Source organism: Xanthomonas vasicola (assembly GCF_000772705.2).
Taxonomy (GTDB): Bacteria; Pseudomonadota; Gammaproteobacteria; order Xanthomonadales; family Xanthomonadaceae; genus Xanthomonas; species Xanthomonas vasicola.
The window spans coordinates 1-18,007 of the sequence record NZ_JSBW02000052.1 but is presented as its reverse complement, the minus strand read 5'-3'; the positions used below and the strand labels follow the sequence as shown (position 1 = coordinate 18,007).

The window sequence follows — 18,007 nt, the reverse complement described above, 5'->3', positions numbered from 1 at the left end:
AGTCGCAGCGTTGGCCGGCGCCTTTGCGGTGCTGGTTAACACACCGGCAATGCGATCGCGTCGCCTTCCACGCAGGCAACCAGGCGTTCGCCTTGTGTCAGCGTCGGCACGATGCCTGCGGTGAACTGCGAGAACGCCGGCAGGATGGTGACGCGTTCGCGTAACCAGAACGCCGGCCAGCGCCGCGACAGTCCCGGCAGCTTGGCCAGTGGATGCAGATGCCCGCACAGCACGTAGCGATTAGGGTGCGGCAACGGGTCGTGACGCAGCACGAAGGGGCCGTCTTCGACCTGTTCACCAGCGGCTTCGATATGCAGGTCCGCACCGGCCAGTGCGCGATCGTGATTGCCGCGGATCGCGATCACACGCAACGCGTAGTGTTGCTCGCGCCATGCGCTCCAGCGACGATGCCAGGCGGCGCGTGGTGCTGGGCCATGTAGCAGGTCGCCCAGGATCCATAGCGCCTGCACATCGCGTTGTTCCAGCAACGCATCCAGCCGCTCCAGATCATGCGCGGTGCCGCCGGCCGGCAGGCCGATGCCGGCACGTCGAAACACATCGGCTTTTCCAAGGTGCAAATCGGCAATCAACAGCGCACGTTGCGCCGGGCGATACAACGCGCGTTCGCCGAGCAATTCCACGGTTTCGCCGGCCAGCTGCAGCTGCACGCTATCGCCCATGCTTGCGCTCCAGTTGTTCGGCAGCGCGCAAGACGCGCGCCCTCCAATCTTCGGTACTTAGTTGCCCACGCATGCGTTCTGCCCAGAGCGGGAACGACAACGGAGTGAGGCTGCGCGGTTTGCACAGACGAAGCTCGCGGCGCGCGCAATCTTCCAGCGCATGCGCAAGCCGCGCCAGTTCGAGCTGGCCTTCGAACACTTCGCGTTCGGCTTGCGCAAGCAGCAGATGATCGGGGTCGAAGCGCTGCAACACGTCATACAGCAAACCACTAGAAGCCTGCAGCTGCCGCAGGCTGCGCGGCGCACGCCCAGGCAACGAGGGCGACAACAGCCCGGCCACGCGCGCGATCTCGCGGAATTGCCGGCGGGCCAGCTCGCCCAGATTGAGGCTGTCGCGCAGATCGTCGAACAGGTCCACCGGCGACAACAGGGTCTGCAGCACATCGGGATCGATGTCGACATCCTGCGCCGGCGACAGCACAAAGCCATAGTCGTTGGCCGCGAAGCTAAACGTGTTGCGCTGGCGTCGACCCCAACGTGCCGCAAGCAACGCCGCCAGGCCTTCGTTGACCTGCCGGCCGGCGAACGGATACACGAACACGTGCCTGCCGTCGCGCGCCTTGATGCTTTCCACCAGCAGATGATCCGGCCCCGGCAACGAAGACAGCGACGCCTGCAGCTGCAACAACGGCGCCAACGCCTGCATTTCCGGTGCATCGCCGGGATCAGCGAACACCGCTTCCACCTCGCGCCCCAATGCCGACGACAGCGGCATGCGTCCGCCCATCCATTTCGGCACCACGCCACTGCCGCCCTTGGCCACGCGCACGTAGGCGGTCATGTCTTCCAGGCGCACCAGTTCCAGCAAGCGGCCGGCGAATTGAAAGCGGTCGCCGCGGCGCAGGCGGCCGATGAATTGTTCTTCCACCGCGCCCAGCCGCCCGCCGCGCAGGAACTGCACGCGTACGCTGCCATCGCTGGTGATCGTGCCGATGGACAGCCGATGCCGCAGCGCGACGCGCCGGTCGATCACGCGGTACATGCCGTCGTCGTCGCGAACCACCTTGTGGAAATCCGGGTAATGCGCCAACGCGCTGCCACCTTGCACGATGAAATCCAGCACCGCGTTCCAGGTGGTTGTTTCCAGCGCGGTGAAGGCATCGGTACCGCGTATTTCTTCGAATAACGCATCGGCGTGAAAGCCGCCGCCGAGGGCGAGGGTGACGCAGTGCTGCGCCAGCACGTCCAGCGATAGCCGCGGTGGCGGCCGCGCTTCGATCTGGCCATGCACCAGCGCGCGGCGTGCCGCCGCGTATTCGACTAACTCCAACGCATGCGAAGGCACGCACACCACGTGGCCGGATTCGCCGGGACGATGGCGCGCGCGGCCGGCGCGTTGCAGCAGGCGTGCAATGCCTTTCGGGCTGCCGATCTGCAGCACTTGATCCACGGCCGGGAAGTCGACGCCCAGATCCAGGCTGGAGGTGGCCACCACGCAGCGCAGGCTGCCGTCGGCCAACCCACGCTCTGCTGCTGCGCGTAGCGCTGGATCCAGCGAGCCGTGATGCAGCGCGAGCGTGGCTAGATCGTCGGGCCACACAGCACTCAAGGCTTGATGCCATAGCTCGGCTTGCGCACGTGTGTTGGTAAACACCAGGCTGGTGCGCTGTTGCATGATCTTCTGCAGCACGCGCGCCAGTTGCGCCAGGCCAAGATGGCCCGCCCACGGAAAGCGCTCGCCACTTTCCGGCAACAAGGTTTCCAGCGTCATCGTGCGCGGTTTCACGCCGGAGACCAGCGCTGCCTCTGGGCGATGCGGCAACAACACATCGCGCGCCTGCGACAAATTGCCCAGCGTGGCCGACAGCCCCCAAATGCGCAGTTGCGGCGTCCATCCGCGCAGGCGCGCAAGACACAGCTGCAACAGCACGCCGCGCTTGTTGCCGAGCAGCTCGTGCCACTCGTCCACGATCACGCAGCGCAGCGCCGACAGTTGTGGCGCGGTATCCGGATACGACAACAGCAAGGCCAGCGATTCGGGCGTGGTAACCAATACATCGAGCTTGCCGCTGCGTGCCAGGCGCTTGTCGCGCGCGCTGGCATCGCCGGTGCGCAAGCCCACCTGCCAATCCAGTCCCAATGCCTCCACCGGCTCGCGCAGCGCACGTGCGGTGTCGGCGGCCAGTGCGCGCAACGGCGTGATCCACAACACTTGCAGATTGCGTTGCTGCTGGCGGCGCGCAGGCGAAGCGGGTTTGCCTTGTTTAATCGGTGACGTGCGCCCGCGCGCTGCCAATGCGTCCAGTAACGGCCCGCCGAACGCCGCCAGCGTCTTGCCGCTGCCGGTGGGCGTGTGCAACAAGCCGGATTCGCCATCGAGATAGCGCTTCCATACCTCGCGCTGGAATGGCAGCGGCGCCCAGCCGCGCTGCGCGAACCAGGCACGCCATTGCTGCAATGGCGTGCCGTGTGTCTGCTGCGTGGCACTCACCGCGCCAGTGCCTGCAGGGTACTCAGATGGTCGGCTTCGGCCATCGGCTTGTCCTGGCGCCAACGCAGGATGCGCGGGAAGCGCACTGCGATGCCGGACTTGTGCCGCGCGCTACGGTTCACCGCTTCAAACCCCAGCTCGAAGACATGATGCGCCGTGACCGCGCGCACCGGGCCGAAACGCTCGGTGGTGTTGGCACGAATCCAGCGATCCAACTGCAAGATTTCTTTGTCGTCCAGGCCCGAATACGCCTTGGCGATTGGCACCAGTTGGCCTTCATGCCACAGCCCGAAGGTGTAGTCGGTGTAGAGCGTGCTGCGTCGGCCATGACCAGCTTGTGCGTACAGCAGCACGGCATCGATGGTGAGCGGGTCGATCTTCCATTTCCACCAATCACCGCGCCGGCGACCGGATTGATAGACCGAACTGGCGCGCTTTAGCATCAGCCCTTCCACACCGCGCTCGCGCGCTTCCACACGCACCTGCGCTGCGGCCTGCCAATCGCTGACCTGCACCAGCGGCGAGGCGACGATGCGCGGATCTGCCAGCGTGGCGAGCACGCCTTCCAGCAACGCGCGCCGCTCCCGTAGCGGGTGCCCGCGCAGGTCTTCGCCAGCCAGTTCCAGCAGGTCGTAGGCCACCACGCGCGCGGGTGCGGCGGTCAAGGTCTTGGGCCCAGGCTTGAGCCGCTGGATGCGCGTCTGCAATGCAGTAAATGGCATCGGCACGGGCTGTTCTGCTTGCCAGGCCAGCAGCTCGCCATCGATGACAGTGCCATCGGGCAACTGCATTGCGGCGTGTTCGATTTCCGGAAAGCGTCCATCCAGGCGTTCTTCGCCGCGCGACCACAGAGCCGCCTCACCCGCACGGCGAATCAGCTGCAGGCGAATGCCGTCCCATTTCCATTCCAGCAGCCAGTCATCGACCGCGCCCAGCGTTTCCACCTCGGCTTCCAGCGGCGACGCCAGAAAGAACGGGTAGGGCTGCTGGCGGTCGCCGGGGAGTTCTTCGTTGGTCAATAAATCCGCAAGATAGGTCGCATGCGGCCGCCAACTGCCGAGCATGCGCTGCGCGATGCGTGCGATATCCACGCCCGACAATTCGGCCAACGCCTGCTGCACAAGCCGCTGCGACACGCCCACGCGCAGCGCGCCGGTGAGCAGCTTGTTGAACACCAGGCGCTCGTCGAAGGCCAGGCTGCGCCACGCCTGCACAATGCAGGCCTTGCGCACCTCCACGTCTTGGTTGGCGATCGGCAGCAGGCGCTGCTCGATCCACTCGGCCAATGGCAGATCGGCTGCCTCGGTGACCGGATCGTCCAGCAGCAAGGCCAATGTTTCGGCCAGATCGCCTACGTGGTCGTAGCTGTCAGCCACCAGCCAATCGGCAATGCCGGCAGTATCGGTAATCCACTCACGCAATTCGCCGCTGCTGGCAATGCGCATGCGCGCGCTGGCCACCTTGCCACCAGCCAGCAGATACAGCGCCCACGCCGCGTCCAGCGCCGGCGCCTCGCGGAAATACGCCACCAGCGCGGCGCGCTTGTCGAGCGTGCCGGTGCTGCGATCCAGGGTGCGGTACAACGCTGCGAAACGCTTCACGGCACGGCCTGCGGCGTTGTGCGCCGCAGCTCCAGTGCGCGTCGGGTAAACGCAGCGAACACGCGTGCGCGCCGCTGCGGCTGCGGTGGGCCGATGCTGGCTGCGGGAGCGTTGCGATGCATGCAAAACGCCAACGCGTGCCGACGGAACACGAGCGCACCGCTCAAGCGAATGCGCGGACGTGCGCGAACATACCGACGTGCGGGCAGCGGGTTCATTCCTCGGCTCCGAAATCGGTGCGGAAGGCTTCCGCTGCGACGCCGCGTTCGAGCAGATGCTGGATCAGTGCATCGGTATTGCCATGCGTGGCGATCACGCGCCGTGCGCCGGTCTCTTCGATGGTGCGCAGCAGGTCCGGCCAGTCGGCGTGGTCGGACACGACAAACCCACGGTCGTAATTGCGCCGACGGCGATTGCCGCGGATGCGCATCCAGCCGGAAGCGAAGCCTTGTTGCGCGCTGCGGAACCGACGAATCCAGGCGCTGCCGGCCGCCGATGGTGGGGCGATGACCAATTGCCCGGCATAGTCGGCGCCGCGCGCATGCTCGCTAACGGGTTGGGTGTCCAACATCGGGACGCCGGCCTGGCGATACACCTCCACGCCCACCGCGACCGCGCCGTGCAGCAATGCCGGCTGCGTTTCCCAAGCACGCAATTCGGCCAGCACGCGCTGCGCCTTGCCCAGCGCATAGCAATAGAGAATGGCCGCTTCGCCGCGTTCGGCGCATTCGCGGCGCCAGGCAGAGATATCGGCCGCCACCTCCGAGGTATCTGGCCAGCGATACACCGGCAAGCCGAAGGTCGCCTCGGTGATGAAGGTGTCGCAAGGCACCACCTCGAACTGCTTGCAGGTGGGATCGGGCTGGCGCTTGTAATCGCCGGAGGCAACCCAGACTTCGCCATCCACTTCGATGCGCACCTGCGCCGACCCCAATACGTGCCCGGCCGGGTGCAGCGAGACGCGCGCACGCCCAAGCTGAAACGCTTCACCGTCGGCGTGCGTGTGATAGACCTGTTCGCCCAGCCGCCATTGCAGGATGGACAGGCTTTCGCGGGTGCAGTGGTATTCGCCCATGCCGCTGCGGGCGTGATCGCCGTGACCATGCGTGATTACCGCGCGTGGCACCGGCCGCCATGGGTCGATATGAAAATCGCCTTGCGGGCAATACAGGCCCTCGGGGCCGAGTACCACCAGATCGCGGCGTGTTTGAGAGGTCTCGTCGTTGCCGTTGCGCATGCGGCAACTCTGGCCAAGCCGGTGTGCAGATCCTGAGAATGGAAATGAGATGCGACATCGCATTCGTGCGACAAACGGCCGCAAACCGCGGGCAGCTAATGTCGCGTACGCCGCCCCGGCGAACGCACCGCGGTTGCTTCCACTGCCAGGGTAAAGCCGCGTTCTTCGCCGCCGTGCATCGCGCCGACATCGACCACGTGACGGCGAATTTCCTCGCCCTTACCGTTACGCACCACGACCACCACGGTGTATTCCCACGGATCGCCATCGGGCGGGTGGCGAATGGTGCCGTCGACCTTGAGCGGCACGATCGGCGCCGGCTGCGCGTGTTGCGCAGCCGCCGAATCGAAGCGCAGATGATGCTTGCAGGCAGGGCAGACACTGGCGCTTTCCAGGATTGTCGCCTTGCAATGCGGGCAGCTGCGCGTGGCGCCGGGCGTGCCCGGGCGGAGTGCACTCATGTGGCGTCGCTGTCTCCGCTGGCCACCGCCTTGCTGGCCGTGGCCGGCTTGCCGCCATCATCGCCCCAGCCGAAATCGGCCTGGCCGCGCATGCGCGCACCCGATGCCACGGTGAGACTGCCGGCCTTGACGTCGCCGACCAATACGCCGGAGGTCTGCAACTCGACTTGTGCGGCCGATTCGATGTTGCCTTCCAGTTCGCCGGCAATGATCACCTTATTGGCGCGCACGCCGCCGTTGAGCTTGGCACCGCGTTCGATGGTGAGATCTCCCTTGACGTTGACATCGCCCTTGAAGCGGCCGGCCAGACGCACATGGCCGGCGCCTTCGATCTTGCCTTCGATGCTGATATCCGCAGCGATCAGCGACTCTTTCGCCTCGCTGTGACGCTGCTGCGTAGCCGTAGCCGTCGGTGCAACGCTGGGCGTGGCGGCGGCGGGTACCGGCGGCGCCGGGCTGGCCTCGGCAGTGAACAGCCGCCCATCGGCAGCAGGAACCTCGGGGGTGACCGGAACGCCGTCTTTCTTGTTGGGACCTTGATCGCGCCACATCGACATCGGACTGCCTCGCTTTAGGGGTCGACACCGACTATCGCTGGGCAACTAGATCTTTTGTGTGACGAATTACGCAATCCGCGATGGACGGCGTGCGTACTCAGTCCACCGTGTCCATGACAGCGCCGTATCGCTCGACCCGATTGCGCCCGCGGTGCTTGGCGCGATACAGCGCTGCATCGGCTTTTTGGATCAGGCTCGCACCTTGTTCGCCATCGGCCGGGAAGCTGGCCACGCCAATCGAGGCAGTGACCAATGCCTGCTCGCGGATCGCGCTGACAGTACGGAAGGCGCTTTGCCGGATGTCGGCACGTGCCTGCTCCAGTCCACGTGCTGAATCTGCTGTAGGCGCGTTTCCACCAGGCGTTGCAGCTGCGTCAGGTGCTGTTCCTGTGCAGGGTTGTCGACGATCAGGCGGCGCGGGTTGTCGAGCAGGATCGGCAGACGTTGGACGCTGGTCTGGTAGTCCAGCAGATAGGCGTCGTTGCCGGTGAGCAGGAAGCCGCGCTGCGCCGATTCGGCATCGAGCACGCGGGCCTGGATCTCGTCGACGCGGCCGATCACCTCGTGGGTGTGCGACACCAGCGCGGCATCGGCCAGTGAACGACGTGCACCGATGAAGATGCCGATTCCGATGACGACAAAGATCAGCGCAGAGAAAATCAGCGCCAGCTGGTTGCGCCGACGCGATGTAAAAGAAGAGGGCATACGCGAATGCTGGGCTGCCGGGCTGGACAACACGAGTCGCCCCCTTTGCAGATGCAAGCGCGCCGGCACATGGCCGGCGCGTTGCGGGATGCTGCAGAAGGTGTCCGGACTCAGTGCTGCGCGTGATCGGCGTCGTGCTTGTCGGCGTTCTGTTCGGCTTTGTTGGCCATTTCGCGCGTCTTGTCGGCGGTGGCATCGGCCGCATTGGCGGTAGCGCGGCTGGCGTCTGCGGCCAATTCGCGTGCAGCCACGCGTGCATCGGCAGTTGCGGCCTTCGCCTCCACTGCAGCGCGGTCAGCGGCCTGCTCAGTCGCGGCGGCGGCGTGCTTGGCGGCAGACGCGGCATCGCGGCGTGCCTGCTCGGCATCCGGGCCCTGACAGGCAGCAAGGGTGAGGGCGGCGATGGCGCCCAACGACAGCATGCGGATCATCTTCATGGGTGGTCCTGTTCCTGTTCCGGTGGTGGAAGCGGGAGCTTATGCAGGGGCCGATGCAGCCTGCGTCAATGCGCGGCCGGCCATTCAGCCTCCGGGTGGAAAGACGCAGGCTTCTGTGTTGCTGGTGATTGTGTCGGTGGATGCGGCCTACATCACTTGAATCGCAGGCAAAGAAAAAGCCGCTGGAAACCAGCGGCTTTTCCCGAACCCGCTTGGAGTCAAGAAGTAATTACTTCTTGGCTTCTTCTGCGGTGTCCTTAGCAGCCTTGGCGGTGTCTTCAGCCGTCTTGGCAGCGTCGGCAGCCTGGTCAGCAGCAGCGTCGGTCGCGGCGCCGGAAGCAGCCTGAGCAGCGTCAGCAGCGGTGTCGGCCGAAGCAGCAGCGGTGTTGGCAGCAGCCTGAGCGGCGTCAGCCGACTGCGAGCCCGAGGCAGCGGCCTGGTCAGCAGCGGTCTGAGCGTCGGTAGCAGCTTCGTTAGCCGAAGCAGCAGCGTCCTGAGCCTGTTCCGGCTTCGAGCAAGCGGTCAGGGCCAGGCCCAGAGCCATTGCGATCAGCAGCTTGTTAATGGTCATTGTTTCAATCCTCGTCGTTAGATTAGGCAACGCGCTATTGCGCGCCCCCGACATGATGACGGCCACAAGACGAGTGTCAAGCGCACGCGCATTCAGTTTTGCAAAATCGCCGTTAAAGATAATCAAATCAATTCGATAGCAATGGCAGTCGCTTCGCCGCCGCCGATGCATAGCGTCGCGATTCCGCGCTTGCCACCGCGGCTGCGCAACGCGTTCACCAATGTCACCACTAAACGCGCGCCGGATGCGCCGATCGGATGACCCAATGCGCAGGCGCCGCCATGCACATTGACTTTATCGTGCGCGATGCCGAGTTGCTTGATCGGCGCCATTGCCACGACGGCAAACGCTTCGTTGATTTCGAACAGATCCACCTCGTCCAATTGCCAGCCGAGCTTGCCGACCAGCGATTGGATTGCAGCGACCGGCGCGGTGGTGAACCACTCCGGCTCCTGAGAGTGGGTGACATGGCCGACGATGCGCGCCAGCGGCGTCACGCCGCGGCGCTGCGCGTGGTCTGCGCTCATCAGCACAGTGATCGCTGCGCCATCGGAAATACTGGAGGAGCTGGCCGCAGTCACGCTGCCGTCTTTCTTGAAGGCGGGCTTCAAGGTCGGAATCTTGGTCACGTCGGATTTGCCCGGCTGCTCATCGCTGTCGACGACGACCTCGCCCTTGCGCGTAGCCACCGTCACCGGAACGATTTCGTCGGCAAACGCGCCACTGCGCTGCGCGGCCTGCGCGCGTTCCACCGAGGCAATGGCGAATGCGTCCTGGTCGGCGCGGCTGAAGCCGAATCTTTCGGCAGTGGCCTCGCCGAACACGCCCATGGCCTGGCCGTCGTACGGGTTGGTCAGACCATCCCAGGCCATGTGATCGACTGCCTGAAAGTTGCCGTAGCGATTGCCGGTGCGCGAGTTGGGCAGCAGATGCGGCGCATTGCTCATCGATTCCATGCCGCCGGCCACCACGATGCTGGCCGAACCGGCCTTGATCAAGTCGTGTCCGAACATGATCGCCTTCATGCCCGAGCCGCAGACCTTGTTGATGGTGGTAGCGCCGGTCGAGGTAGGAATGCCCGCAGCGATCGCGGCCTGACGCGCCGGTGCCTGGCCGAGATTGGCTGACAGCACGCAGCCAACGATGACTTCGGACACGTCGGCCGGCGCGATGCCGGACTGCGCGAGCGCGCCCTGGATTGCAGCGGCGGCGAGTGTCGGTGCCGGCACTCCGTTGAATTGGCCGAGGAACGAGCCGATGGCAGTACGTTTGGCAGCAACGATGACGATGTCGGACATGGGCAGATACCGTTTAAAGTGAAACGATTATCTGCCTCATGGTCGCGCCGCGCCAGCACGCGCACCTGCGCGCGCGCTTTCCGATTAAAGTAAGCAAAGCGTTATTCGGGCCCGATCGGGCCCCATCCATGGAATGGGTTCGGGGAGAACACCAAATGAAGAAGAAAGACGTCGCCAGGACTGTGCTGGCCTCGGCGCTTGCTGTTGCGTTGACCGCGTGCGGCGGCGGTGGTGGGGGCGGAGCCGGTATCCGTCCAAACACCCCGGCCGCACCGCCGCCGACCTCTCCACCACCGCCTCCGCCGCCGACATCACCGCCGCCGCCGGTGACACCCACGATTCCAGAACCGGCGATCGATGCGCACCTCGCATTGACCAATGCGCGCGCAGCGCAAGCGCTCGGCTTTACCGGTGCCGGGTATCGCATCGGCGTTATCGATACCGGCATCAATGCCAATCATCCGGCGTTGCAGGGACGCGTCAGCGACAGCTTCATCTATGTGGATCCGCGTACAAACAACACCGCTGTGGGCGATGTGGTCGGGCACGGTACCGTGGTGGCCGAGCTGGCGGCCGGGCGTGCGGTTGGTCAGTGGCCCGGCGGTATTGCCCCCGGCGCCGGTCTGGTGTCTGCGCGCATCATCAGCGACCGCGCACCGGTGGATGACGGTAGCGGCGATGGCAACGAGGTCGATGGCCCGCTTGGCTTGGGGCCGGTGCATGCCGATCTGATCAGTGCAGGCGTGCGCATCATGAACAATTCGTGGGGCGGCCTGTATTGGAACGACCCGACGGTGACCAATCAGATCGCGCAGGAATACCGCCCTTTCATTCTCAGTAATGATGGGCTGGTGGTGTTCGCGTCGGGCAATGAGTCGCGCTCGCAGCCTTCGGATACTGCGGCACTGCCGAGCCAGCCCGGCCCGAATGGAACGCTGCCGGCGGCCGATCTGGAGCGCGGCTGGCTGGTGGTTGGCGCGCTGGATACCGCCAACCCGACGCAGCTGGCGTCGTACTCCAATGCGTGCGGTGTGGCGATGCGCTATTGCCTGGTTGCGCCGGGGACCTCGCTGTTCATTGATCCCGACGCCACCGCCAGCAACATCCGTTATTTCTACGGCAGCGGCACCTCGTTCGCGGCGCCGCTGGTCTCGGGTGCGGCTGCGTTGGTGTGGCAGGCGTTTCCGTATTTCAACAATGATCTGGTGCGCCAGACCTTGCTGGGAACCGCCACCGATCTAGGTGCTGCGGGCGTGGACCCGGTGTTCGGTTATGGGTTGCTCGATGTCGGCAAGGCAGTGCTGGGGCCGGCACGCTTCGATTGGGGCACGGTGGATGTCAACGTCACCACCTTGCGTTCGACCTGGGCCAACGACATCAGTGGCACCGGCGGCCTGACCAAGCGCGGCACCGGCACGTTGGTATTGAGCAGCACGGCCAATAGCTTCACCGGCGATACCCAGGTACTCGCTGGCACCTTGCAGACTGCCAGTTTGCAGAGTACGCGCGTGAGTATCGCCAATAGTGCGAGCCTGGTCGGCGCCGGCAGGATCGGTGGGCAGGTTGAAAACGCCGGTACGTTGCAGGTCAATGGCGCGACTGCGTCCATTACCGGCAATTACACCCAGGCCAGCAACGGGCGCCTGGCAGTAAATGTGGGCGACCGTTTGAATGTCGCCGGCACGGCGACCATCGCAGGCGACCTACAGTTGCTCGGCCGGCGCGATTACGTCGTCAACAACACGACCTATCCAGTGCTGCAAGCCACCAATGGCCTGCAAGGCACGTTCGATACGCTGAGCAGCGGGCCGGCCGTGACCTTTCTGACTGCGACACCCAGCTACGACGCTAATACTGCGTATATCTCGCTGCAGCGCATGGATGTCACGGCGGTCGCCGCATCGCTTGGCGCAATCGGCACCGCATCGATGGACTCGGCCATTCGCGTCGAGCAGGCCTTTCAGAAGGTGGATGCGCAGCAGTTCCAGGGCAACGGTGCACTGAGCGGCGACTTCATTCGCGCCGCAGCTGCGTTGCAGCAATCGCCAACCGCCAAGGCCGCTGCAGACTCGCTGCGCAGTCTGTCTGGGCGTGCGCATGCGGAATCTGCCGCGATGACGTTCGACACTATCGATCTGGGCCGCCGCGCACTGGCATCGCATTTCGATGCCCTGTCGCAACAGCCGCGCCTGTTGGGCAACTGGCAGCGGGCACTTGGCGGGCCGGGTGAGGGCGGTGCGACCACCTCGGGCTTTGCTACTTCCGGCTGGATGATGGGCAGCGATCTACGTCTGGCGTCCGGTGCGGTCACCGGTTTTGCATTCGGCCAAACGCGCTCCAGCAGTCTGGGCGATCTGGATGGTGCTCGCGGGCGCGATCGTCAGGTGCAGGCGCAGCTGTATTGGGGCACGACGTTGGGCGCTGCGTACACGCTGGGCCAGATGGGCTTTGGCAACGTCAATCGGCAGATCGAGCGCACCCTGCAGCTGGGCGAAGACCGCAGCAGCGCCTTCAGCGATTACAGCGGCAGTTACCTCAGCAGCAATCTGGAAACCGGGTACCGCCTGGGTGGTGTGCATGCAAGCCTGACGCCGTATATGGGCCTGGATTACGTGCGTTTGCGCAGCGACGGCTTTCGCGAAAGCGGCGGCGATGGCTTCGGCTTGCGCGCCAACGCGAGTACGTCATCGCGCACGCAGGTGCTTGCCGGCGTGCGCTCGGCGTATCGCTGGCGCGGTATCCAGCTGGGCGGCTATTTGGAATGGCAGCAGGCGCTGAGCAGCGATGGCGTGACGCTGGATGCCAGTTTCGTCGGGGTGGATGCGTGGGCGCCGTTGCGTGGCATGCAGCCGGCACGCTCGGGTGGTCTGTTCGGGATTACCGCGGCAGCGCCGTTGGGTCAGCAAAGCCAGCTGCATTTCGGCTACGACCAGCGAGTGGGCGAGCGCGGCGACGATCGCGCGTTGAGTCTGCGTTACAGCGCCGATTTCTGATCGGCGCTTATCTGTCTGATGCATGTGTTCCCTGTCCAGGCAGCGCGCCTGGACAGGGCTTCACTCGCCGCGTAGCTTGTGCAGAAAGCGCGGTGCGGTGCGGCCCAGCGGTAATTTGAGTTTGCTGATGGCTTCGATGCGCGCTTCGGCAATCTGATCGGCCGCCTGCTGCGGCGAGATATCCAACTGTTTGGATACATCGAAGACCTTTTCCAGGTTGTGATAAATGCTGCGGATCAGCCGCATCGCACGTTCGCGGTTGTAGCCGTCGATCTCCAGCGACACATTCATCACCCCGCCGGCATTTACCACATAATCGGGCGCATACAGAATGCCGCGCCGATGCAGTTCTTCGCCGATGACGGCGCTGGCAAGTTGATTGTTGGCCGTGCCGCAAATGATCTTGGCCTTGAGTTGCGGCAGCGTCTCTTCGTTGATGGCGCCTTCCAAAGCGCAGGGGGCAAACACGTCGGCCGCCACCTGATGGATTTCATCCGGGCGCACCGCTTCTGCGCCGTATTCGGCCACCGCGCGGTCCACCAGCGCCTGATTCAGGTCGGCCACGTAGAGTTTTGCGCCGCGTTCCTTGAGCAGCTTCACCAGCTCCATGCCGATATGGCCCAGGCCCTGGATCGCGATGCTGGCCTTGCCGACTTCTTCGTGACCGAGCTTGCGGTTGAGTGAGGCCATTAGCGCCTGCAGCGCGCCATATGCAGTGAACGGGGCCGGGTCGCCTGAGCCGCGATGCACCTGGTGTACGCCGGTGACGTATTCGCTTTCCAGGTAGATCTGTTCCATGTCGTTGACGTCGGTGCCGACGTCCTCAGAGGTGATGTAGCGCCCGCCCAGGGTGTCGACAAACCGGCCGAAGGCGCGGAACAGCGCTTCGGTCTTGTCGGTTCTGGGGTCGCCGATGATCACCGCCTTGCCGCCGCCAACGTTCAGGCCGGCGAGGGCGTTCTTGTAAGTCATGGTGCGGCTCAGCCGCAGCGCGTCGTTGAGCGCCGCCTCGCTATTGGGGTAGGGGCGCATGCGCACGCCACCCAACGCTGGCCCAAGGCGCGTGCTGTGCAAGGCGATGATCGCCTTGAGTCCGGCGTCGCGGTTGTGACAGAAAATCACCTGCTCGTGGCCGGTGGTATCGAGGGTTTCGAAAAGCATCGAAGGCTCCGCGGGGCTGCGTGATGTGCCTTCCCTGAAGCCGGGTATGCACCCGTGCAGTGGGAAACAAAAAACGCGACGTTTGCAGATCCTGTCCGGTCACGTCGCGCTGCAACATTTTAAACCACGTCGGCACGGGGGTGTGTATGAATCTGTTCACCAATCCCGGTAGCACTGCTGCCGGAACCACAGCGTTCCCAACCATTTGCTACCTGCTGTGACCGGTAGGCCAGCGTGCAGCGAATCGGCGTTGGGGCGGCCATCGGCATGCAGGTTGTCGAAGCACACCAGCGCACCGGGGCGCGGCTGCACGCGAACGCCTGCCAGCGGAAATTCTGTTTCGCCGCCGGCATCGACAACATTGAGATAGACGCAGACGGTGCGCTGGCGGTTGCCGGCGTTGGGACGGTCGGCAGCAATCGTTCCAGGCGGCAGATAGTCGCGGTGCGCGCGGTACTGCTCGCCCGGCGCGTAGCACAGCACCGAGAGCGGCTCTGCGTGGGTCAGTGTCAGCTGTGCGCAGGCCGCCAGCCGCGCCTGTGCAACACGCGCGGCGAAGTCTTCGATGATCGGGTCCAGGGTCGCGCCTCGGCTGGTGCGGACCGGTGCGCGCTGCGTGCTGGCATCGTTGGGGTCGATCACCTGCGAGCCACGCAAATGCGGTCGCGCCAGCAGCATTAGCAAGCGGCATTCGTCGGCCGACAGTACCCCCGCATATTCTTCGATGAGCGGAGCTGCGTGGCGCTGCACAGGGCCAGTGCGGGGTGCGAAATCGATGCGGTGATCGGCAGTGTCATGCGCGGGATCGGGTGGTGCGATAAACACATCGGGCAATGCAGTCATGCCAAGGGCTTGCAGTTGCCGCCACAGCTGCGCAGCGGCATCGGGCTGGGGCGGCACGCCTTCCCCGCGCAGCAGGCGCTCGGCCAGCAGGCCAGCGGAGACGGCATCGCCCGCTGCCGCGGCGCGTTCGAGCAGGGCGACGCACTGACGTTGCCGATCCGGATGCGCCACGCGTCCGTACTGGATGGCGAGGGCGCGTAGCGCAGGCGGGTAGCCGGCAGCCGCTGCCGCCTGCAGCCGGTCGAACGCCGAGCCGTCCAGCGCCAGCGGCTGCTCTCCTACAGCCAGGGTAGCCAGCAAATACCGTGCTGCCGCAGCGCCCTGCCGCTCAGCCAGCTCCCACTGCGCACGCGCCTGGTCGACGTCCACTTCGCAGCCGACGCCGTAGGCGCGCATGCGGCCAACTTCAATCTGGGCCAGTGCATCGCCTGCGGCCGCACTGCGCGAATACCAGACAAAGGCTTCTTCCGGCTGGCCGGCACGCACCAGCGCCTGGGCCAGCGCATTAATCGCGCCGGGTTGCTGGCGTTGCGCGGCACGGGTGAGGTCTGCAAGCGGGGAGGGCTGCATGCACTTATCCTAAGCCTTGCACGTGTACCGCGCGATCAGCTATGGGCAGACAGGGCCAACTGTGTCAGATACAGGCGCAGGTCGAACTCCAGTTGGTGGTAGTCCGGGGTCATGTGGTTGCAGAGCTGGTAGAAGGCCTTGTTGTGATCGGCTTCCTTCAGATGCGCCAGTTCGTGCGCCACGATCATCTGCAGAAAAGGCTCTGGCGCGTCACGAAACACGGAGGCAATGCGGATTTCGCGGCTGGCCTTCAGGCGGCCGCCGTGCACGCGCGAAATCGCAGTATGCGTGCCCAGCGCATGCTTCACCACCTGCAGATGGTTGTCGTACATCGCCTTGTGCAAGGTAGGCGATGAACGCATGTAGCGCTCCTTCATCGCCTTGACGTACTCATAGAGATGGCGATCGGTGCGGATCGCGTGCCGGTCCGGATAACGCCGCGCCATTACGGTGGCGAGCTTGTCCTGTGCAATCAACTCGCGTACTTGATCCAGGACGGCAGGCGGATAGCCGATGAGGTAGCGAAGAGTGTCCATGGCGATCGATCGCTGCGAAGCGCGCATGATCGCCGATGCGGCAGCTGCTGGCGAATCCACACGTGCAAGTGAGTGATCGAGAGCGGCTGACAAAACGTAGCAAGCAGCTGTCAGGTGGGCGCGGACGGCGTGCTCAGAACTGCGGTGTACGAATGGTATGCCGATTCCGAGCACCGCCGCGCCGGCCTGGCGGGCGCGCAGTCATTTTGTCGGCTGCTCTAAGGACGGGCAGAGCATGCTCGCTGAGCATCGATGGACGGCCGGTGTGGGCGTCTGCTGCGATCGGATGTTGCGATGAATTGGACTGCACACTGCCGTGCGAAAAGCGGTGGCCGCTTCAGTGAGTGATGGGCGGCGCGCTGACGAGCCGTGATGACCTTTTCACGACGCATCCGCAGTTCTATCTCAATGGCGATCGCCCTTTGAACGTAACGCACATATTGCAGCGTGTGTCAGGCGCATTCACGAATGCGGCACATTCGAATCGGTAGCGTGCGGTGCATGTTTTGCGGCGTTAAGTCGCAAGCAGACGATCAAACAACGGCACGGTGCCGATGAGGAGACAACATCATCATTAAGTGGGCCATTATTTTCGCAATTATCGGCTTGATCGCCGGTGCGCTTGGCTTCGGCGGCATGGCCGGCGCTGCGATGGGCATCGCCAAGTTCCTGTTCTGGGCCGGCATCATCCTTGCCATCGTGCTGTTCGTGCTGGGCATGACGATTGCCAAGAAAGTAACCTGACGCAGGCACGCCGCCTGGCACGCGCTTCGCTGCCTAGCTGCATTACCGGTTATCGAAGGAGCGACCAGCGGTCGCTCCTTTTTTGTTCTGCGAATCAGCCGGCAAGCATGCCAGCCGCAGGCGGTCTCAAGCGTAACTTGCGCCTGCAGGTGCGGTGCTCAAACGCCCGTGTTGTCTGCCGTCGTATGGAGGGCGATATTGAGCTGATCAATGGTCAAGATCCAGTCGGCATCGTCGAGGCGTTCTTCGCGCAACAGCTGGGATTGCGCAGGCGTCCAGAACGGCGCCTCTTCCAGGCGCATATCGCCCGGCAGCGGAGAGTGCTCGGCGATGAAGCTGCGAATGCTGGCTTCGTCGGAGGGCAGGCCCAGCTGGGCGAATAGTTCGGAAAACGGGTGGACGGGCTGTTCCATTGCGGTTCCTTGAGAGTGCGGATGACTGAGTGCCTGGCCACTTGCCGCGCGTGCCGGCAGGTGGCGGTGATTTGAATGCTAGAGCACTCAGCTTGAGGGTACTGTGCACGCGCGGCTTGGATTTGCCTGCACGAATGACCATATCTGTATCCAGACCAGTGAGGTGTAGCGATCATGGCGACCGGATGGGCGGGTGATGGAGCGGTACAGGACCAGATCGATGCCACAGTCGACGATGCGATCAAGCGTGCGCGCAGCCAGCTGCATCAGGGCCCGAGTTTGACGCACTGCGAAGACTGCGAGGCACCGATTCCCGAGGCACGCCGCAAGGCAGTGCCTGGCGTGCGCTTATGCGTGAACTGCCAGGAAGCGCACGACCTGGAGCAGGCGGCGCAAGGCGGCTACAACCGTCGCGGCAGCAAGGATAGTCAGCTGCGTTGAGTGAGTGATGTTTATTCCCAACGCTGCAGGCGGTGCGGCGACTACCCCCTCCGTGAGCGCGGCATCGCCATAACAAGCGGGCGCTGCAATGGCGCCTCTTGTATTCGCAGGTGCTACCACTTGCCTGCGTCGTCGTAATTGGTTGTCCCTGAAAAATCCCCTTCAAGCGCCCCGTGCCGTCTGTGACAGCGGCACGTGGCTAAAGGATGGCCATTCCATCGCCCGCATCCAGGCACGCAAAAACGCGATCCAGCGCAGCAGCCAGCGC

Annotated in this window: 18 protein-coding genes, 1 other RNA gene and 1 pseudogene; 4 read left to right on the top strand and 16 right to left on the bottom strand. The window is 64.4% G+C overall.

Going from position 1 to position 18,007, the window contains the following annotated elements; genetic code table 11:
- Positions 1-35: 35 nt before the first annotated feature.
- The 9 genes and pseudogenes from pdeM to NX05_RS14830 form a co-directional block, all read right to left on the bottom strand.
- Complete coding sequence (gene pdeM / locus NX05_RS14870) at positions 36-680, bottom strand: ligase-associated DNA damage response endonuclease PdeM (RefSeq protein ID WP_039435567.1); 645 nt, start codon at positions 678-680, stop codon at positions 36-38.
- A complete protein-coding gene (locus NX05_RS14865) occupies positions 670-3,171 on the bottom strand; it encodes a ligase-associated DNA damage response DEXH box helicase (RefSeq protein WP_039435565.1) in 2,502 nt (833 codons plus the stop codon). Before NX05_RS14865 ends, pdeM begins: the two co-directional genes overlap by 11 nt.
- Complete coding sequence (locus tag NX05_RS14860) at positions 3,168-4,772, bottom strand: ATP-dependent DNA ligase (protein ID WP_039435562.1); 1,605 nt, start codon at positions 4,770-4,772, stop codon at positions 3,168-3,170. The genes NX05_RS14865 and NX05_RS14860 overlap by 4 nt, the downstream gene beginning before the upstream one ends.
- Positions 4,769-4,990, bottom strand: coding sequence for a hypothetical protein (locus NX05_RS14855; RefSeq protein WP_039435559.1), 222 nt, complete (start codon positions 4,988-4,990; stop codon positions 4,769-4,771). Before NX05_RS14855 ends, NX05_RS14860 begins: the two co-directional genes overlap by 4 nt.
- Complete coding sequence (locus tag NX05_RS14850; RefSeq protein WP_010366003.1) at positions 4,987-6,009, bottom strand: ligase-associated DNA damage response exonuclease; 1,023 nt, start codon at positions 6,007-6,009, stop codon at positions 4,987-4,989. Before NX05_RS14850 ends, NX05_RS14855 begins: the two co-directional genes overlap by 4 nt.
- A 95-nt stretch (positions 6,010-6,104) precedes the next feature.
- Complete coding sequence (locus NX05_RS14845; protein ID WP_039435557.1) at positions 6,105-6,470, bottom strand: hypothetical protein; 366 nt, start codon at positions 6,468-6,470, stop codon at positions 6,105-6,107.
- Positions 6,467-7,027 carry a bactofilin family protein gene (locus tag NX05_RS14840; RefSeq protein ID WP_039435554.1) on the bottom strand — a complete coding sequence of 187 codons (561 nt, stop codon included), beginning with the start codon at positions 7,025-7,027 and terminating at the stop codon, positions 6,467-6,469. The genes NX05_RS14845 and NX05_RS14840 overlap by 4 nt, the downstream gene beginning before the upstream one ends.
- 187 nt (positions 7,028-7,214) lie before the next feature.
- Positions 7,215-7,732, bottom strand: a pseudogene (locus NX05_RS14835) (CHASE3 domain-containing protein); the annotation flags it as partial.
- A gap of 110 nt (positions 7,733-7,842) precedes the next feature.
- Positions 7,843-8,169, bottom strand: coding sequence for an XAC1346 family secretion chaperone (locus NX05_RS14830; protein ID WP_010366009.1), 327 nt, complete (start codon positions 8,167-8,169; stop codon positions 7,843-7,845).
- Here NX05_RS14830 and NX05_RS24475 point away from each other — a divergent pair.
- The gene (locus NX05_RS24475; protein WP_164722225.1) at positions 8,153-8,329 is read left to right on the top strand and encodes a hypothetical protein; all 177 of its coding nucleotides are present in this window, start codon (positions 8,153-8,155) and stop codon (positions 8,327-8,329) included. The two genes, NX05_RS14830 and NX05_RS24475, sit on opposite strands and share 17 nt — an antisense overlap.
- 69 nt (positions 8,330-8,398) lie before the next feature.
- On the opposite strand, the gene NX05_RS14825 is transcribed toward NX05_RS24475, so the two are convergent.
- Both NX05_RS14825 and NX05_RS14820 read right to left on the bottom strand, forming a co-directional pair.
- A complete protein-coding gene (locus tag NX05_RS14825) occupies positions 8,399-8,740 on the bottom strand; it encodes a hypothetical protein (RefSeq protein ID WP_010366013.1) in 342 nt (113 codons plus the stop codon).
- Positions 8,741-8,862: 122 nt separating this feature from the next.
- A complete protein-coding gene (locus tag NX05_RS14820) occupies positions 8,863-10,038 on the bottom strand; it encodes a thiolase family protein (RefSeq protein ID WP_039435551.1) in 1,176 nt (391 codons plus the stop codon).
- A gap of 155 nt (positions 10,039-10,193) precedes the next feature.
- On the opposite strand from NX05_RS14820, the gene NX05_RS14815 reads away from it, so the two are divergent.
- The gene (locus NX05_RS14815) at positions 10,194-13,031 is read left to right on the top strand and encodes a S8 family serine peptidase (RefSeq protein ID WP_039435540.1); all 2,838 of its coding nucleotides are present in this window, start codon (positions 10,194-10,196) and stop codon (positions 13,029-13,031) included.
- Positions 13,032-13,091: 60 nt separating this feature from the next.
- Here the strand turns inward: NX05_RS14815 and NX05_RS14810 are convergent, their stop codons facing one another.
- The 4 genes from NX05_RS14810 to NX05_RS22790 all read right to left on the bottom strand — a co-directional run bounded on the left by NX05_RS14810 (position 13,092) and on the right by NX05_RS22790 (position 16,300).
- Positions 13,092-14,192, bottom strand: a complete 1,101-nt coding sequence (locus NX05_RS14810) for a Glu/Leu/Phe/Val dehydrogenase dimerization domain-containing protein (RefSeq protein WP_010380487.1) — start codon at positions 14,190-14,192, stop codon at positions 13,092-13,094.
- A 156-nt stretch (positions 14,193-14,348) separates the two neighbouring features.
- A complete protein-coding gene (locus NX05_RS14805; RefSeq protein WP_039435538.1) occupies positions 14,349-15,605 on the bottom strand; it encodes a 2OG-Fe(II) oxygenase in 1,257 nt (418 codons plus the stop codon).
- 35 nt (positions 15,606-15,640) lie between these two features.
- Positions 15,641-16,168 carry a M48 family metallopeptidase gene (locus NX05_RS14800; protein ID WP_039435733.1) on the bottom strand — a complete coding sequence of 176 codons (528 nt, stop codon included), beginning with the start codon at positions 16,166-16,168 and terminating at the stop codon, positions 15,641-15,643.
- A 57-nt stretch (positions 16,169-16,225) separates the two neighbouring features.
- A non-coding RNA gene (locus NX05_RS22790) (sX9 sRNA) lies at positions 16,226-16,300 on the bottom strand.
- A 411-nt stretch (positions 16,301-16,711) separates the two neighbouring features.
- Between NX05_RS22790 and NX05_RS22785 the strand changes: the two genes are divergently transcribed.
- Positions 16,712-16,885 (top strand): DUF1328 domain-containing protein, encoded by a 174-nt coding sequence (locus tag NX05_RS22785; protein ID WP_010366023.1) that lies wholly within the window; start codon positions 16,712-16,714, stop codon positions 16,883-16,885.
- Positions 16,886-17,043: 158 nt separating this feature from the next.
- Here NX05_RS22785 and NX05_RS14795 read toward each other — a convergent pair whose 3' ends face one another.
- Entirely contained in the window at positions 17,044-17,298 is a 255-nt protein-coding gene (locus NX05_RS14795; protein WP_039435536.1) for a DUF2789 domain-containing protein, read from the bottom strand.
- A 174-nt stretch (positions 17,299-17,472) separates the two neighbouring features.
- Here NX05_RS14795 and NX05_RS14790 point away from each other — a divergent pair, with 174 nt between their 5' ends.
- Positions 17,473-17,739 (top strand): DksA/TraR family C4-type zinc finger protein, encoded by a 267-nt coding sequence (locus NX05_RS14790; protein WP_010366027.1) that lies wholly within the window; start codon positions 17,473-17,475, stop codon positions 17,737-17,739.
- Positions 17,740-18,007: the final 268 nt, after the last annotated feature.

Bases quoted from the DNA above. Each gene is read 5' to 3' on its own strand.
- NX05_RS14840 (WP_039435554.1), bottom strand. From the start codon at position 7,027: ATGTCGATGTGGCGCGATCAAGGTCCCAACAAGAAAGACGGCGTTCCG.
- NX05_RS14830 (WP_010366009.1), bottom strand. From the start codon at position 8,169: ATGAAGATGATCCGCATGCTGTCGTTGGGCGCCATCGCCGCCCTCACC.
- NX05_RS14800 (WP_039435733.1), bottom strand. From the start codon at position 16,168: ATGCGCGCTTCGCAGCGATCGATCGCCATGGACACTCTTCGCTACCTC.
- NX05_RS14850 (WP_010366003.1), bottom strand. From the start codon at position 6,009: ATGCGCAACGGCAACGACGAGACCTCTCAAACACGCCGCGATCTGGTG.
- NX05_RS14825 (WP_010366013.1), bottom strand. From the start codon at position 8,740: ATGACCATTAACAAGCTGCTGATCGCAATGGCTCTGGGCCTGGCCCTG.
- pdeM (WP_039435567.1), bottom strand. From the start codon at position 680: ATGGGCGATAGCGTGCAGCTGCAGCTGGCCGGCGAAACCGTGGAATTG.
- NX05_RS14805 (WP_039435538.1), bottom strand. From the start codon at position 15,605: ATGCAGCCCTCCCCGCTTGCAGACCTCACCCGTGCCGCGCAACGCCAG.
- NX05_RS14845 (WP_039435557.1), bottom strand. From the start codon at position 6,470: ATGAGTGCACTCCGCCCGGGCACGCCCGGCGCCACGCGCAGCTGCCCG.
- NX05_RS14810 (WP_010380487.1), bottom strand. From the start codon at position 14,192: ATGCTTTTCGAAACCCTCGATACCACCGGCCACGAGCAGGTGATTTTC.
- NX05_RS14790 (WP_010366027.1), top strand. From the start codon at position 17,473: ATGGCGACCGGATGGGCGGGTGATGGAGCGGTACAGGACCAGATCGAT.
- NX05_RS24475 (WP_164722225.1), top strand. From the start codon at position 8,153: ATGCGGATCATCTTCATGGGTGGTCCTGTTCCTGTTCCGGTGGTGGAA.
- NX05_RS14795 (WP_039435536.1), bottom strand. From the start codon at position 17,298: ATGGAACAGCCCGTCCACCCGTTTTCCGAACTATTCGCCCAGCTGGGC.
- NX05_RS14820 (WP_039435551.1), bottom strand. From the start codon at position 10,038: ATGTCCGACATCGTCATCGTTGCTGCCAAACGTACTGCCATCGGCTCG.
- NX05_RS14855 (WP_039435559.1), bottom strand. From the start codon at position 4,990: ATGAACCCGCTGCCCGCACGTCGGTATGTTCGCGCACGTCCGCGCATT.
- NX05_RS14815 (WP_039435540.1), top strand. From the start codon at position 10,194: ATGAAGAAGAAAGACGTCGCCAGGACTGTGCTGGCCTCGGCGCTTGCT.